Source organism: uncultured Methanobrevibacter sp. (assembly GCF_946184425.1).
In the GTDB taxonomy this organism is placed as follows: domain Archaea; phylum Methanobacteriota; class Methanobacteria; order Methanobacteriales; family Methanobacteriaceae; genus Methanocatella.
In genome coordinates this window covers 1-16,413 of the sequence record NZ_CAMHFP010000049.1, presented here as the reverse complement: position 1 = coordinate 16,413, position 16,413 = coordinate 1, and the positions used below count along the sequence as shown (strand labels likewise).

The 16,413-nt window shown below is 32.0% G+C and carries 8 protein-coding genes and 1 tRNA gene; 4 read left to right on the top strand and 5 right to left on the bottom strand.

Annotated elements, in window-relative coordinates:
• Positions 1-271: 271 nt before the first annotated feature.
• Both Q0P94_RS09270 and Q0P94_RS09265 read right to left on the bottom strand, forming a co-directional pair.
• Positions 272-2,002 carry an MATE family efflux transporter gene (locus tag Q0P94_RS09270; protein WP_295115917.1) on the bottom strand — a complete coding sequence of 577 codons (1,731 nt, stop codon included), beginning with the start codon at positions 2,000-2,002 and terminating at the stop codon, positions 272-274.
• Between the two features lie 8 nt (positions 2,003-2,010).
• On the bottom strand, positions 2,011-9,828 hold the full coding sequence (locus Q0P94_RS09265) for a non-ribosomal peptide synthetase (RefSeq protein WP_295115915.1): 7,818 nt from the start codon (positions 9,826-9,828) through the stop codon (positions 2,011-2,013).
• 83 nt (positions 9,829-9,911) lie between these two features.
• Between Q0P94_RS09265 and Q0P94_RS09260 the strand changes: the two genes are divergently transcribed.
• Complete coding sequence (locus Q0P94_RS09260; RefSeq protein WP_292740606.1) at positions 9,912-10,211, top strand: STAS domain-containing protein; 300 nt, start codon at positions 9,912-9,914, stop codon at positions 10,209-10,211.
• Positions 10,212-10,245: 34 nt separating this feature from the next.
• On the opposite strand, the gene Q0P94_RS09255 is transcribed toward Q0P94_RS09260, so the two are convergent.
• Positions 10,246-11,256 carry an acyltransferase family protein gene (locus Q0P94_RS09255; RefSeq protein ID WP_295115919.1) on the bottom strand — a complete coding sequence of 337 codons (1,011 nt, stop codon included), beginning with the start codon at positions 11,254-11,256 and terminating at the stop codon, positions 10,246-10,248.
• Positions 11,257-11,365: 109 nt separating this feature from the next.
• Positions 11,366-12,169, bottom strand: coding sequence for a DUF4013 domain-containing protein (locus Q0P94_RS09250; protein WP_295115913.1), 804 nt, complete (start codon positions 12,167-12,169; stop codon positions 11,366-11,368).
• A gap of 182 nt (positions 12,170-12,351) precedes the next feature.
• Here Q0P94_RS09250 and Q0P94_RS09245 point away from each other — a divergent pair, with 182 nt between their 5' ends.
• The 3 genes from Q0P94_RS09245 to Q0P94_RS09235 all read left to right on the top strand — a co-directional run bounded on the left by Q0P94_RS09245 (position 12,352) and on the right by Q0P94_RS09235 (position 15,828).
• On the top strand, positions 12,352-13,752 hold the full coding sequence (locus Q0P94_RS09245; protein ID WP_295115911.1) for a hypothetical protein: 1,401 nt from the start codon (positions 12,352-12,354) through the stop codon (positions 13,750-13,752).
• 500 nt (positions 13,753-14,252) lie between these two features.
• Positions 14,253-14,326, top strand: a tRNA-Lys gene (locus Q0P94_RS09240).
• Between the two features lie 116 nt (positions 14,327-14,442).
• A complete protein-coding gene (locus Q0P94_RS09235) occupies positions 14,443-15,828 on the top strand; it encodes a DHA2 family efflux MFS transporter permease subunit (RefSeq protein WP_295115909.1) in 1,386 nt (461 codons plus the stop codon).
• A gap of 89 nt (positions 15,829-15,917) precedes the next feature.
• Here the strand turns inward: Q0P94_RS09235 and Q0P94_RS09230 are convergent, their stop codons facing one another.
• Complete coding sequence (locus tag Q0P94_RS09230; protein WP_295115905.1) at positions 15,918-16,301, bottom strand: hypothetical protein; 384 nt, start codon at positions 16,299-16,301, stop codon at positions 15,918-15,920.
• Between the last annotated feature and the right edge of the window lie 112 nt (positions 16,302-16,413).

The window sequence follows — 16,413 nt, the reverse complement described above, 5'->3', positions numbered from 1 at the left end:
TTCTAAAAAAGTAGTGTTAAGAGAACAAAAGTTATACAACTATCACATGAGTTTTCATATATTCCTCTCCAAATAATTACATGATTAATATTTTAAATTTCAAGTCATACATAATTAGGCCAAAACAAGACTTTAAAAAAATTACATTTAATTCAAACATAAACACTGACCCTACATATCAAAAGTGGAATTAATCTCATCACCATTAGCATATTGCATTAGCTAATAAGATGATGGATTAATGACTTCATTATACTATATAATGAAGTTGTTAATTTTTAATAGTTATTACAGTACTATTTAACCCTAATACTCTTGAATAGTTAACATTGTCTGCAATTTTATTTAAAACACTGATATTATCAAATTCAAGATTATCTTTTTCCACTACTGGATTGAAATCGACACCAGTATCCTTAATTGATATTAAAATATTGTCAGCATTATTTCTAACAATTACATCAATTGTATTAACTGTTTCATTGTTGTTGATGATGTTTACAAGCATCTCTTCAATAGCTAAACTGACTATTGCTGCAGATTTATTGTCTGATAAATAATTCTGAACATTTTGTGCCAATTCCACAGCATCTTTTACATTACCATTAATTGTATGTTCAAATACTTTTTCATCATCATTGTGCTTGTTGATAAAGAATCCTGAATATTCACCCTCTGTTTTTTTATGGATATATTTTGAATAAGCAAAGATGAACAGTATTGTTAATGCTTCAGCGATTGCAAATGAAATCCAAATACCGTTTCCTGCAAATGGAATGGACAATATGCATGCAAGCCCAATAGGCAAGACCAAACCTTCAAGCAGGGAAATAATAGTGGATAATTTATTTTTCTGAATTGCCTGAGCATAAAAAGTATATAAAAATGTAATGGCTGTTCCCACATAACTTATTGCAAATATTCGCAGAGCATTCAATACAACAGGAACATCTGCAGGATTTTTAACACTGTACAGGAACAATAACGCCCGAGGATACACAATAAATAACAAAGATAAAGCCAAACTTGCAATTACAACGATTTTTAAAGACCTGTGAATAATATAATTAACTCCAGAATAGTCTTCTTCTTTAAAGTAAACAGACACTATTGGAGACATTGTCTGAGCAGTTCCTATTAAAAATATATATAATATGAACAGGCTATTATAGCAGATACCGAATGCCACAATACCTGATTTTCCAACATATATTCCAACTAAAAAGTTTATTACAAGCAATTTTAAAGTTAAGTATAACTGTGTTGAAGAAGATGAAAATCCGGAAGTTGCAATTTTTTTAAGGAAAGCGAAGAATTTGCCTAATTTTAATTTAATAAATTCCAATGTACGGTCCTTTTTAAAAAAGTAATATGAAATTAAAACTGATCCAACAAGATAACCTGTTGAAGTAGCCAATGCTGCTCCTGAAAGTCCTAAATGGAAATATGAAATATAAATTACATCAAAACATATATTAACAATATTTGCAATCAATATTGCCCTGAACGGTAGTGACGGCATACCATCTGCCCTTATAAAGTATGATAAACTCATCATATAACATAAAAACGGCATACCAATAATTAATGAATTGAAATATGAAGTTACCTCAGGAATCAGTTCGGGCTGGGAGGAACATAAAAACTGTGTAATACTGCCTGAAAATATCAAACCGAATATCGAAATCAGTATTCCAATTACTAAAAGTGAAATAATGGATGTTGAAAAATATGAATTACTCTTTTCATCATCAAATTCTGCCTTTGCAACAGAACAAAGTACACTACCACCCAATCCAATCATCCAATAGATTAGATTGACAAAAGTAATCACAGGAGCTACAATCTGAATTGGTGCAAGATTAGATGCACCAATTAAAAAGCTCACTATCAAACCATCCACAAATAAACAGATATTTCCTGCCATTGAAGTAAATAATGTCGGGAGGAAAAATTCACTGAATTTACTCCTCAATAATTCATAATTTCTTTCATACATCATTAATCCCCTTAAATACTAAAGAAGTCCAGATCATCCAAATATTTCACAAAGTTATAGACATACTCTTCAGACACATACGGCCATTTAATTCCCAAACGATACAATGCCTGTACGGTATAATCATTTGATACAGGAAGCCAGATTTTTTTAACTTTACCAGAACCGATTGAAGTAATTAAACCTGAAACTCCTTCTTGTTTTGATTTATCGGCCAATGCATCATCCAATGCTTTTTGATATTCATCTTCCTCCACATATTCAATATTCAATCCCAGAGGTTTGATGATTTCAATTATATCTCCAAAACTGATACTGTGATAATCATATGGATGGAATACAGTACAATCCTTTGGAGTTTTTGACAGACCAATAATTGCTTTTGCAGTCATATCAATTGGTGAAAATTCAACATTGCCCATAATCATTGAGTAAGACATTTTTCCAATTGTAACAAATGCTTTTAAACGGTTAATGAATCCGTTTGATTCAAAGTTAATTTGGAATTCACTGTCAGAGCTTCTTGCCATCAGGTTTCCAACCCTCATGATTTTAACATCCAAATCATTCTCTACCGCAGCTTCAAGAACTGCCCTTTCTGCGAGGAATTTGGAGTTAAGATACTGATTGTCCACAGCCTGACCAATGAATAAGTCCTGCTCTGTGAACGGAACATCGACAGGAGGATAATTGTTAATACTTTCACCTGCAATACTGTAGGTTGAAACCTGAACATATTTTGCATTTTTCATTTTAGCAAACTTAAGCCCGTTTACAACACCACCAAGGTTAATGTCCTCAATGTCCGTTCCAGATGAAAAGTGTTTCACATTAGCTGCACAATTGACAATGGTATCAATGTTTACATTAATAAGTTTTTCAAAGTCTTCAAAGTTTGTAATATCCCCTTCAATAATGTGCAATCTCTCATTGAAAAGCTCTTCGTATTCATTGGAGAAATAATAGAAGAGAAGTGATTTTAATCTTTCCTCTCCGCTTAATACTTTGTTTGATCTTATGAAACAGTATACATCACCAGTTTCATTTTCCAATATTTCACGAAGAACATGAATTCCTAAAAATCCTGTAGCTCCGGTGAGTAAAATATTTCCCAAACTATCCTGAATTTCGCCATCAAGTAAGTTTTCAAGAGTGTTTTTCTTAAGTAATGAATCAATATCGGAATAATCATATGACAGTTCAGCTTTTTTCTCTTCAGACTGGTCGGATAATACCAATTCGGCCAATGCTCTTGGAGTTGGATTTGAAAATACATCCCCATAGTTCAGATTATAGTTTCTGTTTAGTGCCTCCATTGTAATTTTGGTCACTAAAAGTGAGGTTCCACCAATTTCAAAGAAATTATCTGTAGCACTTACTTCATCAAGTCCTAAGATTTCACCAAACAGGTTTGTAAAGAATGCTTCAATGTCATTTTCAGGAGCCACATATTCTGTTATTAAAACAGGTTCAGGTAAGTTTCTGAGGTCTGTTTTACCATTTGCTGTTTGAGGCATTTCATCAAGTTCCATATAAACTGTTGGAACCATATAATATACCAATTTTTCCGCAAGGGAAGCTTTTAAATCATCAATATTAATTGAGTATTCGGTTTCTCCACGGTTTTCCTCCCTGTATTCATCATGAACTGTGAAGTAGGCGCATAAATGGTCATTGCCTTTGATTTTTCTAACAACAACTGCAACGGATTTGATTCCTGGGAATTTTGAAAGTCCAACTTCAATTTCCCCAATTTCTATTCTTAAACCTCTGAGTTTGATTTGATTATCCATTCTTCCGAATACATAATAATCTCCTTCTTCAGTGACCTTAACAAAATCTCCTGAACGGTAAAATCTTATTCCGTTAATAACTTCATATGCCTCAGCATTTTTCTCAGGACGATTCAAGTATTCTCTTGAAACCCCTTTTCCTGCAATATATAACTCCCCTATTACATTTGGAGGCAATGGATTGGAGTCAAAGTCCATGACCATTTCATGAACGTTGAATAATTCTTTTCCAATGTGAATATCTGAGCTTTCAAGCTGAACACCGTTACAGTAGACAGTTGTTTCTGTTGGCCCGTACATATTAAAGAATTTTCCATTGGAATTTTGTGAGAGAAGCTCATATAATCTTTTAGAGAAAGGTTCTCCAGCATGAATATATACCTTAAATCCATACATAGTCTCCTGCATCGCTTCAATTTCAAGATACTGAAGCAGTCTTGATGGGGTTGCAATGTAAACATTTGCACCGGTTCTGTGGATTAAATCCATCATTTCAATTGGATCTTTATATTCAGTATCATTAGCAAATACCATTGGAACACCATTCAAAAGTGATCCCATAATTTCCTGCTGGAATACATCAAATGCAACTGTTGTTGTGGACAATACTTTATAATCTTCTTTTTCAAGATTATGAACCAGTTCATAAGTACAAACATTCCTTGGGTCAGGATACACAAAGTTTGCAATGTTTCCATGTTCAAGGATTACTCCTTTAGGAAGTCCTGTTGAACCTGAAGTGTAAATGAGATATGCCATATTGTTTGCATGCACATCCGGATCAGGGTTAGCAGTGTCTTTTTCTTTGAGCAGTTCATTAACATCAAGCAAATTATCTTCATATCCACTTAAATCTATACCTTTCTTCTCAATCACATCATCCACAATGATAAATTTGGATTCGCTGTCTGTTAAAACATGCTCAATTCTCTCAGATGGATATTCTGAATCCACCGGAATGAATGCTGCACCGGATTTTAGAATACCAAATATTGATGCAACCACATTACTGTCCCTATTTAATATAAACATTATTCTGTCTTCAGGACCGACACCCCTTTTAATGAGGCTGTGAGCAATTCTGTTAGCTTTTTTATTTAGTTCATCATATGTAAATTCCCCGTCAGTGGCATATAATATTACTCTGTCAGGATGCATTTCAACCTGATTTTCAAATATTTTATTTAATCTGTCTTCAGGAACATCATCATATGCCAAATCATCGACACCCCAGTCATCGTTTTCAATGATTGAAATATCTTTCATCAATGTGCTTTCATCAAATGTCTGGAATTTGTTTAAAACTATTCCAATTGATTCAAGGAAAGTGCTGATTAAAGTTTCAGAGTATAACTGATCATTATATTCGCAGAAAATTCTGTATTGACCATCAACTTCCACAACATTAATGTTGACTTTGAATTTCAGTCCTTCATAATCAATAGACTGTCTTTCAACTTTCATTCCACCGATTTCAATGTCTTCAATGATTTTTCCATGATAAGCATATAATATTTCAGGAGCAATATCGAATTCATTTGAAATTTCAGTTAAAGGATATGCGGAATATGTCAATACATTCAGCCATTCCCCATTTATATATTCAAAGTATTCCTTAAGAGTTGAATCAGAATTTAATTTCAATGCTAATGGTAATGTTTTAACCATCATGGCCAATGTTTTCTGTTGATTTGGATTGAATCTACCATTAGTGATAGTTGCGATTAATGTATCACGATTATATACGAATTTATTTATAACAAATGATGTTGCTGCCAGGAACAAATTGTTCTGAGAGATATTTGCTTTTGAACAGAACTCATCAATACTGGTTTTTTCAAGGAAAATATCATTCATTGCGACTTTACCTTGTGATTCATCGCCGTTAATGTCCTGTGGAATTAATGTTACATCATCAAACTCTTTGACTCTGTTATTGAAGAATAATTTTGCCTCCTCATATAAACCGGATTGGCGTGTTTTAATCTCATTTAAGCAATATTCAAATCCGTCAAGCTCTTCAATCTCATAATCTTTTCCATCATAGATTTTTGAGATTTCATCAAATAAAATGTTTAAAGAGGTTCCATCAACAATAATGTGGTGGAAATCAGCTAAAAGCATTGAGTTTCCAACTATCTTAAATCTGAATAATGGACCCTCATCCAGTTTGAATGGTTTTACAAACTCATCAACATCAGCTTCATCAACAACTTCAATCATATCATCAATTTTTAAATCATCCCTTCTTTGCTGATATACTTCACCGTTATCCATTATTATTCTTGTTTTGAGATACGGATGATTTTCAATAGCTTTAATGATTGATGATTTAAGTTTGCCAACATCAATTCCTTCACTAAATTCCATTTTCTTCGGAAGGTTATATGCAGTGTTATCCAGATTTTTAATGCAGTCAAAGTAAACTCCAAGTTGATTTGGAGTTAAAGGATAAAGTTCTTTAATATCCTGCGATTCATCATCTTCAATTTTAATTTCAGAAGCTATTTTTTCAATAGTTTTGTATTTAAGAATTTCAGTAACATTCAATTGGGCATTTAATTTGGAATATATTGCAGAGGTCAGCTGGATAACTGTCAAAGAAGTTAAACCAATGCTGAATAAATCAGTATTAACACCAAATTCATCCATTCCCAAAATATCTGAGACAATGTCAAACAGTTCTTTTTCAATATCATTTCTCGGTTTAATAAAATCATCTAGATTTATTTCAGGATCCGGCAAGTTTTTGAAGTCAGTTTTTCCATTTGGAGTTTTTGGAAAAGCGTCCAATTGTATTAAATAAGACGGCACCATATACTTCGGAAGTGAATCGATTAAATGCTGTTTTAAATCATCCAAATTAATTTGTGAAGTTGCAGTAAAGTATGCGCAAAGGTGTTCAATACTGTTAAGTTTTTTAACAACAACCTTTGACAATGCAATGCCTTCATAGTTTGCTATTACACTTTCGATTTCAGATAACTCAATTCTCAATCCTCTGAGTTTAATCTGAGTATCGTTACGTCCTGCAACATACAGTTCGCCTTTTGAATCCTTTTTACCCAAATCACCAGTGTTATAATATGGAATGTTGTTTAACTCCATGAACACCTTTTCGGTCTGTTCAGGATTATTCAGATATCCTCTTGCAATTCCGGCACCACCAACATATATTTCACCGGAAACATAAGCAGGCAGCTGATTTCCATCAATGTCCATAATTTTATCAACTACATTAAGCATTTTCCAACCAGCAGTTACTTCAGAAGAGTCAATTAATTTGTAATGTGATGCTATTGTAACTTCTGTCGGACCATATGAATTGTAGATATCTGCTTTAGTGTATTTTGACAATCTATCATAGAGAACTGGAGGGAATCCTTCACCACCTACAATAATTACTTTACATCCGCCAACAACATTCTGAATTTCTTCAAGCTGCAAGTATTCAAGCAGTCTTGTCGGTGTTGAGCCAAAACCATCCGCATCAGTCTTTTTAAACAGTTCCACTAATTGTAATGGGTCAATAGCCTCCTCATCATTTGCAAATACCACCGGCAAACCGTTTAAAATTGTACCGAATATCTCCCTTAAAAATACAATGAATGACACTGTTGAAATTGATATGAACTTATCACATTTACGGTTGAGCTCATAAATCGGAACATTTTCATCCACATTGGCAATATAGTTTGATATTCCCCTATGAGTAATCATTACCCCCTTAGGTTTTCCGGTTGACCCTGAAGTATAAATTAAGAAACATAAATTGTCAGGAGTTAATTCTACATTCGGATTTGAATCATCGCTTTCTTCAAGTAATTTTCCAACATCAAATCTGTTTTCACCATCGTATTCGATATCCTCAGAAGTAATGACAAATTTTGAATCGCTGTCTTCCAATATCTGGTCAATCCTGTTTTTCGGATAGTTCGGATCAATCGGAATAAATGCGGCGCCCGCTTTGACAATACCTAAAACAGCCGCTATCAAATCACTGTTTCTCCTCATCATAAACATTACTTTATCTTCAACTTCAACCCCATTTTTAATTAAACTGTTGGCTATTTTATTTGCTTTTCTGTTTAATTCATCATATGTTAACTCGCCATCCTCTGTATAAAGTATTGTTTTATCCGGATTTTCCAAAGATATCTTTTCAAATATATTATTTATTACGCCTTCATTAGCCAGATCAATTTCAAAGTCCTCATCAAGTTCAATTTCACGTCTTATTGAAATAGAATTAAGTAATGTCTCATTTATGGTAAATTTATCCAATAATACATCAATGGACTCCAAAAATACGTCCATTAATTCTTTTGAATAGAATGATTCGTCATAACTGATATTGATTTTTCCACTTTCATAATTAAAGACAAGTTTGTAGTCTTTAGTGTCAAATTCATCAATGAAAAATAATATTTCACTTTCAAAGTTTAATTTCTGATTGTTTAAAAGGGGATATTTATTGAATTCTTTAAATGAATTTTTAAAATCATTTAAGTATTCTTCAACGCTTAAATCAGTGTCAAAATGATATCCTGCAGCAACACGATTATAAGCAATTAAAATATCTTTTGAAAATGAAAATTTGGTTAAATCATATAGGAAAACTGCGAGCAATAGCTTTTCCTTAGGCAGTTTATACTGGTTAGACAAATTTTGTAACTTATCCTCATCAATTGCTTTAGAAATCTGTGTAAATTTAACCTTATCACCACTAACATCCGGTGAAATTGATGTTGGATTATCAAATGAATTTATCAGATTATTATAATAATTTTCTGCCCTGAAAAATTCCACTTCATCCACATTGTAATCCCGACATTTTTTTGATGAATCTATGCTAACCTCTTTTAATAGATCTTTTAAACCTTGACCGATTGATTCGATTTCACTTTTATGGAAACATGCTTTATCATATTCAATGAAAATAGAATGCAAACCATTTTTATCGGAGAAATTTTTATTTATTCTGAAGTGAAGCGGGAATTTAATGTCCTTTTGATATGTCAGGAATTTAGAATCATGATTTGTAGAATTTGACACGATGGAAATAGTAGAAATACAATCAGGATCAATTCCCACATTTCTCAAATCAGTTGTGTACTCGCTGAACTGCAGTTTCGCATGAGCCAAACCCTCTTTTAAAACGCTTTTAGAGTATGCAAGCAAATCATCAAATGTTAAATATTCATCATAGGTTAATCTTAATGGAATAGTGTTTACAAACATTCCCAGTGCATCATCTTGTCCAAAGTATCTGCCATGGACTGAAGTGTTTAAAACCAGATCTTTGAATAAGTTATTGCCACGTTTTAATTTTGCCAAATACAAGAAGGTTAATGCAAGAGATGTTACAAATGGCGAATAATTAAAATCTGAAGTCTGATTTAAAAGAACTTCAAAATACCCAAGTTCCGAATTATCAAATGAATACCAGTCTCCGGAATAATCCTTTAAAGTATTTAACCAGTATTTTTTATCACTTTTTGCTTCATCAGATTTTAAATATTTTAATTCTTCATCAACATAAGTTTCATAGGAATAATCAATTGGGACATATTCACTATTGTTTTTAATAGATTCGATGCACTTATCCATTTCATGAGGAATAATTGAAAATAAAGAAGTCCCATCAAGCAAAATATGCTGGACAACACCTATCAAAACAGCAGAAGATTCTGTTTTTAAAACTGCCCATTTATATAACGGAGAGTCAAATACATCATCAAAAGGTTTATCAAGATAATCTTTTATAAAATCATTTAGATTTTCATTTGAAACATCAAATGAATCAATATTTACATCAATATCTATATAATACTGCTTGAAATTACCGGTATCATCATTTTTAATTTGTAAATTCAAATATTGGGCAGATATTATTTTAATTGCTTTTTTAACATACCCCAAATCATCCAAATCATAATCTTTTCTAAATTTAAGATAAAATGAATCATTATGAGGATTATTTATCTCTGAAAATAAAAGCATTTTCTGAGCTGAGGATAATTTAAAGAAATTCATATTTATTCTCCTAAAAAAATTTAACTATACTAAAATTATGTAAAACAAAATATTTAAAATTATATATGAACAAATAAATTACTATGAATATTAATAAAGATTACAATGGACAAGAATTAACAATTTCTGTTGAAGGGCGTATAGATACAATTACTTCACAAGACCTTGACAATGAAATTAAAAATGAAATGGGAAAATTTGATTCATTAATTATGGATTTTACCAATATGGAATACATTTCAAGTGCAGGTCTCAGAGTTCTGATTGCAACTCAAAAGAAATTAAAACCAGACAATATTCCGTTCATCATTAAAAATGTTAATGAATCTGTGGGAGAAATATTCAGAATGTCTGGGTTTGATAAAATTTTGAATATAGAGTGAATTCAGCCAATTAGATAGAAATGATATGCATCATTTAACTATTTGAATTCAAATAATTATCAAATTTCAAGTACACATTCTCTTCAAATTTTCCAAATCTCTCTTTAACTTTTAATTTTCTGAATAATAATTCTCTTATCCAATCGATTAAAGCACAAACAACAAATATTCCTATTCCAAGAACAATTACACTTATAAACAATGAAATTGGATCAAATTGAGCTATAAATTCAAATTTGCCATCAAAGAAGAAATATGCAAGAGCCATGTTATCGTGAATAAGATAAACTCCAAAACAAACTGGAGTAAAGAATTTGACAAGAGATATGATAAATGATTTAGTAATATTCATCTTTTTAAAGAAACAGAATAATGCAATTTCTCCAATGAAATATAATGGAGATAAATAACAATCAAATGAATATAACACAAATCCAGGTTCTATCAAACCTAATACTTCAAGCACATACCTCAATACCCAAGATATTAAAAAGCATATGATGTAAATCAAAAGCCATTTGTAATTTTTTAACATTTTAAATATTTCATATTTATGTATAAGACCCCCAGTGTAATATAAAACAACAAACCATAAAACACCATATCCCTGATTAAGATTAAAGGCCATATCCTGATTTAAAATTGTAGGCAATAATGAAAATATTATAAATAGGCTTAAAAATACTGACAAATCCTGTTTTTTATTGAAATGTTTTAATCCCAAGTTTATAAATGGTGACAGCAAAAACATTCCAACATATGCTGTAAAGAACCAATATCTACTAAATTGATCATTAGTAAAGAATGTAGGAATAATTGCTTTCCAATAATTTTCTAACCCAAGTTCACTAGGAAATATAAATTTCAATGCAATTATAATAATTATAGAGTAAAATAAAACCTCAGCCCATAGTGTTAATAAACGATAATACCTAGTTTCTTTACCATAGTAGACATAACCAGTGATTAAAACAAAACAATTAACAGCAACCAATAATATTGATTCTAATAACCATGCAGATTCATATTGTAGTGAAAACGCAATTAATCTATTTGTAAAATAAAAATAAAAATAGAAAAATTAATAAAAAATGAACAAAATCTAAAACTCAATAATTTATGCCACACCCGAATTGATAAAAAAATGGTTAATGTTATGCATCAGCATACAATAAACCAACAGCCCTGTACATGAACAGAAGTATGAACGGCACTCCGATAAAGATGCCTATGAAAACGCCGATATATGGTATCAATCCTATAACTACAATGACTAGTGTCAAAAGCAATGCAATCACATAAATTACAATCAGGGAAACTATAATATTGAGAACTCCTACTTTTTGCATGTCCTTCAGTATTTCCCTGAATCTCAGACCTTCGATTCCACTTCCGGTTTTTGCATATCTCACGATTGCTGTAAATGAAAGCAATGAAAATATGACAAACAGGACAATTCCAATGACCAAAGTAACGGTCAACGCATTATTGAATGTGGCAATTGATGATTTAGGAATAGCAGCCATTATTGCAGTGGCATTTTGGGCACCCTTTTCCATAGCCCCAATGGCTGAATAAACAATTGTGGTGAATGAGGAAAAAAGCCCGCTTGCAGAAGCGACGATTATAGTAATGATTAGAGGTATGAGGAAATAGATTATATCCAAAATCATCGCCTTGATACCTAGGATGAAATGTTTCACATAATCCAAATCGGGAAGTGTGGTTTCACCCACAGTTCCTCCTTTAAGAACCTCAATTAAGTATCCTAAAACAACAAATGCAACAATTATAGTTATAAGAGTTAAAACCATGTTTACAGTATCATTCTTAACACCGTATGACGGAACAATTGTTGATAAACTCATTATAACAATTAAAGCACAGAATATTAAAAATTTTCGATTATCATTAATAGGATATTTAATAGCATCCATTATCATTTCACGCAAATCCATATTTATCACATTACCTAACTGATTTACATATATATTTTTAGATAATACTATTTAAAATTTAAAGTACATCCCAATATATAAACAATAAATTACAAATATTGATTATAAGTGAAAAATAGGCAAAAATTTCGATAATCTTAATATATGGGGAATGATAAAAGATATTAATATAGAGGCAGATTATGAACAAAAAAATAGTTACATTGATACTTGTCATATTGGTTTCATTTTCCTTTTTAAGTATTGTGGTGGCGGACAATGCCACACATGACAGCAACAATGGAGCAGATGATGGCCCATTAGGCGGTCAGGACAAAACGGATGACAATACCCCTGACAAAGGCTATGCATCGGATAAAGACCAGAAGTCCGATAAAAATATAAAGGCCAATACCGATAAAAATATAAAGGACAATAAGAATAAGACGGTCGATAAATCCAAAAATAACTACATTTTAGCTAAAGGACATGGAAATGACATTAAATTTAGCGATGGATTTAGAGGATTTATCCTTGACTATTCAAAATCCCCTGCTAGCAGTGGTGATGAATTCAAACGTGTCTCTGCATCAAATGCTCCAAATGCAAATACACTTAAACTTGCCATAGTCGAATGCTACAGACACAATATGGACGGCAGCGTCGCAAGCATAGTGCCCGATTTCATAAAAAGCGGATCATCCCCTACACAGGTAGGTAAGGCTGTTGCCAGTTCAAGTGAAATAGTGGGCGACACCGCAGTCGTTATGATAGACAATAACACTGAAGCCGTTTTCCAATTTGAACTTTTAAAATCCGTTTCAGGAAATGAGTCAAATTATTTTGCATATAAGGTATCATTCAGAACTATTGACCATGTCATTGTCCAAGTCAACCAGACAAATGACACCGACGAAAGTGGTCCGGAAAGTTTTACAAACAATACAACCGTACCCACAATAGCACTAAATCAGACAAGAGGCAACGAAACAAACGGTACATTCCTTGATGACTTCTTTGATTCACTTCTCAATTCCGTATATGGCACATGGAAACCTATCATTGACTCACTAGCAGGCTTCGCACTATCAGTCGTCAGCGGTATTGAATGGATAGGAAATATGTTTAACGGTTTTATGAACCAAATTCAGCAGCTGATAAATGGCTTGCACAGACTTACAGAATTGATTGGGTCAATATGGAAGCAACTTTCAGGATTCTTAAAATTGTTTACCATTCTTTTGACTTCAATCGAGCAGCTTTTACGTTTAATCCTGTCCGCACTGAATTTCATCATAGGACTTCTCCAAACACTGATATCCCTTGTACAGTATATCATAGGATTGATACTGAGCATAATAGATTTCGTTATTGGACTTATAAATCAGATTATAGGAATGATAACCGAATTAATAAATTTCATTATGGCATTCATTACTGATTTAATCAATCAGCTCACAGCATTGATAAACGCGATTTTTGACTTCCTGAAAAAGGTCGGAAGTTCCCTGGTTGATGCTATTGCAAATGCGGCAATCATAATATGCGCATTCATAATAGTTACTGTTACAACATTTGTTTATGACAGGTCAAGAAGATATTAATCTTATCTCTTATTTTTTTTACTATCTACAACAGAAACTTTGACATAAATTTTTCTCATAAACCTAACTTTAATGAAAAATAAGAATAGTAAGTATTATAAAACTAAAATATAAAAAAATTTAAAAAGTTAGTCTTATATTCCTAAAATAAAAAATAAAAAAGTAGTGGCAGTTGATGATAAAGGTTGATGAATATGACTCAAAGTCATATATACAATTACTTCATTTACAGAATATTTTTTCTGAAAAAATAAAAAAATCAAAAATGAATCATTCAACTTACAATCCCCAAAAAAATAGAAAAATTTTATATTTATGAACAAATATAAAATATAATTGAATTCAAATTTATGATATTTTTTTATAAATTGAATTCTAAATCAATGCAATTGATAGTCCTATGGTGTAATGGCAATCATACGAGTCTCTGGAACTTGTGACTCCGGTTCGACTCCGGATAGGACTATTTCATAATTTTTTGATAAAAAAATTTTTTACATGGGCCCGTAGCTCAGTCTGGTAGAGCACTTGGCTCTTAACCTTGTTGTCGCGGGTTCAAACCCCGTCGGGCCCATTTTTTTAGTTAGACCAATTCACTAAATATTCAATTTTCTTTTTTTAAATCATTTTCAAAAAAAAATCATGACAATATAAATAATATGCATTATATAAAGTTATTTAGTGAAAAAAATGAATATACAACTAAATAATAAAATGAAACTGTTAATCTTATTCATCATATCTACAAGCCTATTAACAGTAGCCCAATCAATTATTACAACTGGCGTTGTTTATTTGATGAGTGACTTTTCTGTCCCATCAACACAAGCACAATGGTCATATTCTGTATTTCTACTCGTAGTGGGAGTGATGATTCCATTAAGTGCTTATATATCCCGGAGATTCACTGCAAGGACAATATTCTTCTTTTCATTGACAATATTCCTCATTGGATCAATCATTTGTTATTTTTCAAATTCCATGATTGTTTTGATTATTGGCAGAATTCTTCAGGCAATAGGAAACGGTGTGATAATGCCTTATGTTCAGATTTTACTGCTTAGAATCACCCCTGAAGAAAAATGGCAGACTTATATGGGATTATACGGTTTGGTAATTGCAATAGCTCCAGTCATCGGTTCGTTTTTAGGAGGATTTGTCATAACTTTATACAGCTGGAGAGAGTTGTTCTCATTTTTCACAATAATTACAATAATTCTATTGGCTTTAGGCGTGATATTTGTAAAGGATAATGCTCCAACTGAGGATTATCCTCTTGATTATCTCTCTGTTGTATTGTCAATAGTTGGATGTGCCGGAATAATGCTTGGTTTTACAAATGTTGCGGATTTTGGATTTATACATTATCTTGTGATTTTGCCTATAATCATTGGAATTGTAAGTTTAATCCTATTTGTAAAGCGTCAATCAAAATTGGAAAAGCCTTTGATTAACTTATCCATACTTAAAAACAAGTATTTCACAGTGGGGACGATATTCATCTGCATTCTCTTTGCATGTTTAAACGGATGCACTGCGATTCTTCCGATATTCATGCAGGGAGTGGCTTATCAATCCGCAATCTTTTCCGCTTCCGTGCTTCTGCCGGGAGGATTACTGATAATTGTCTTTAATATAATAGGTCCATTGCTTACAAATAGAATTGGAATCAAAAAGGTCCTGATTATGGGATGTGTCATTTCAATAATAGGATTTGGAACCATGATGTTGTATACTCAGGATTCATCGTTTGAATTTATGGCTATAACCCAATCCATCCGTTTTATCGGTGCAGGTTTGGCTCTGATGCCTGCCACAACATGGGCTTTGACCATGGTATCAGATAAGGTTGAGGACGGGACCGCAGTCAACAATACATTAAGGCAGATTTTTGCGGCAATAGGCTCATCAATGGCAGTTGTTATAATGGCTATTTTGGCAGGAGGTGCCATAGGCCATAATTCCTCCTCAGTTGCAGGATTCAATCAGACTTCATTGATTTTACTCATCTTACATGCAATCATGCTAATTTTGACTGTCTTGTTTATTGATGATAAGGAAAAAATTGAAAATTAAAATTAAACGATTGAACTCTTAATCAATACTTGAACTATTCAATTCGTTTAATTAACACTATATTATTTATAAATAAAAAATAAAAATAGTCATTTAGCAATGACAGTCACATTGCCATCATAACTGCAGCCTTTATATTTATCATCCCCTGCAAATGTAAAGTTGCTATAATAATTTGCATTACTATTTGAAGTATAGACTGCATTTCTGATGGAAAATTCACCATTCTCGTCAGTTGTAACATTAACCTCTCCAGTTTGATTACCCGGCGGGTGATATGTAATTGTTTTATTTGCCACACCCCGACTGTATGAATCCATTAATATTCCAGAAAATGATCCGTTTTCAGCCACCTGAGTTTCATTAACTATCATGAATGTAACAACATCATTATTGTATTGATATAAAAAAACACCAATGCAAATCACAAATATTACAATCAATAATATCAGATATTTACTCTGCTTTTCCAAAAAATCACCTATTAAATTATATTTTATAATTTCTAATTTTCAGTATAATTAATTTATGGGAATATTTAAAAAAAAATATTTAAATTAAATAAAATTCAAAGTAATATTTATA

Bases quoted from the DNA above. Each gene is read 5' to 3' on its own strand.
- Q0P94_RS09270 (WP_295115917.1), bottom strand. From the start codon at position 2,002: ATGATGTATGAAAGAAATTATGAATTATTGAGGAGTAAATTCAGTGAA.
- Q0P94_RS09265 (WP_295115915.1), bottom strand. From the start codon at position 9,828: ATGAATTTCTTTAAATTATCCTCAGCTCAGAAAATGCTTTTATTTTCA.
- Q0P94_RS09260 (WP_292740606.1), top strand. From the start codon at position 9,912: ATGAATATTAATAAAGATTACAATGGACAAGAATTAACAATTTCTGTT.
- Q0P94_RS09250 (WP_295115913.1), bottom strand. From the start codon at position 12,169: ATGGATTTGCGTGAAATGATAATGGATGCTATTAAATATCCTATTAAT.
- Q0P94_RS09245 (WP_295115911.1), top strand. From the start codon at position 12,352: ATGAACAAAAAAATAGTTACATTGATACTTGTCATATTGGTTTCATTT.
- Q0P94_RS09235 (WP_295115909.1), top strand. From the start codon at position 14,443: ATGAATATACAACTAAATAATAAAATGAAACTGTTAATCTTATTCATC.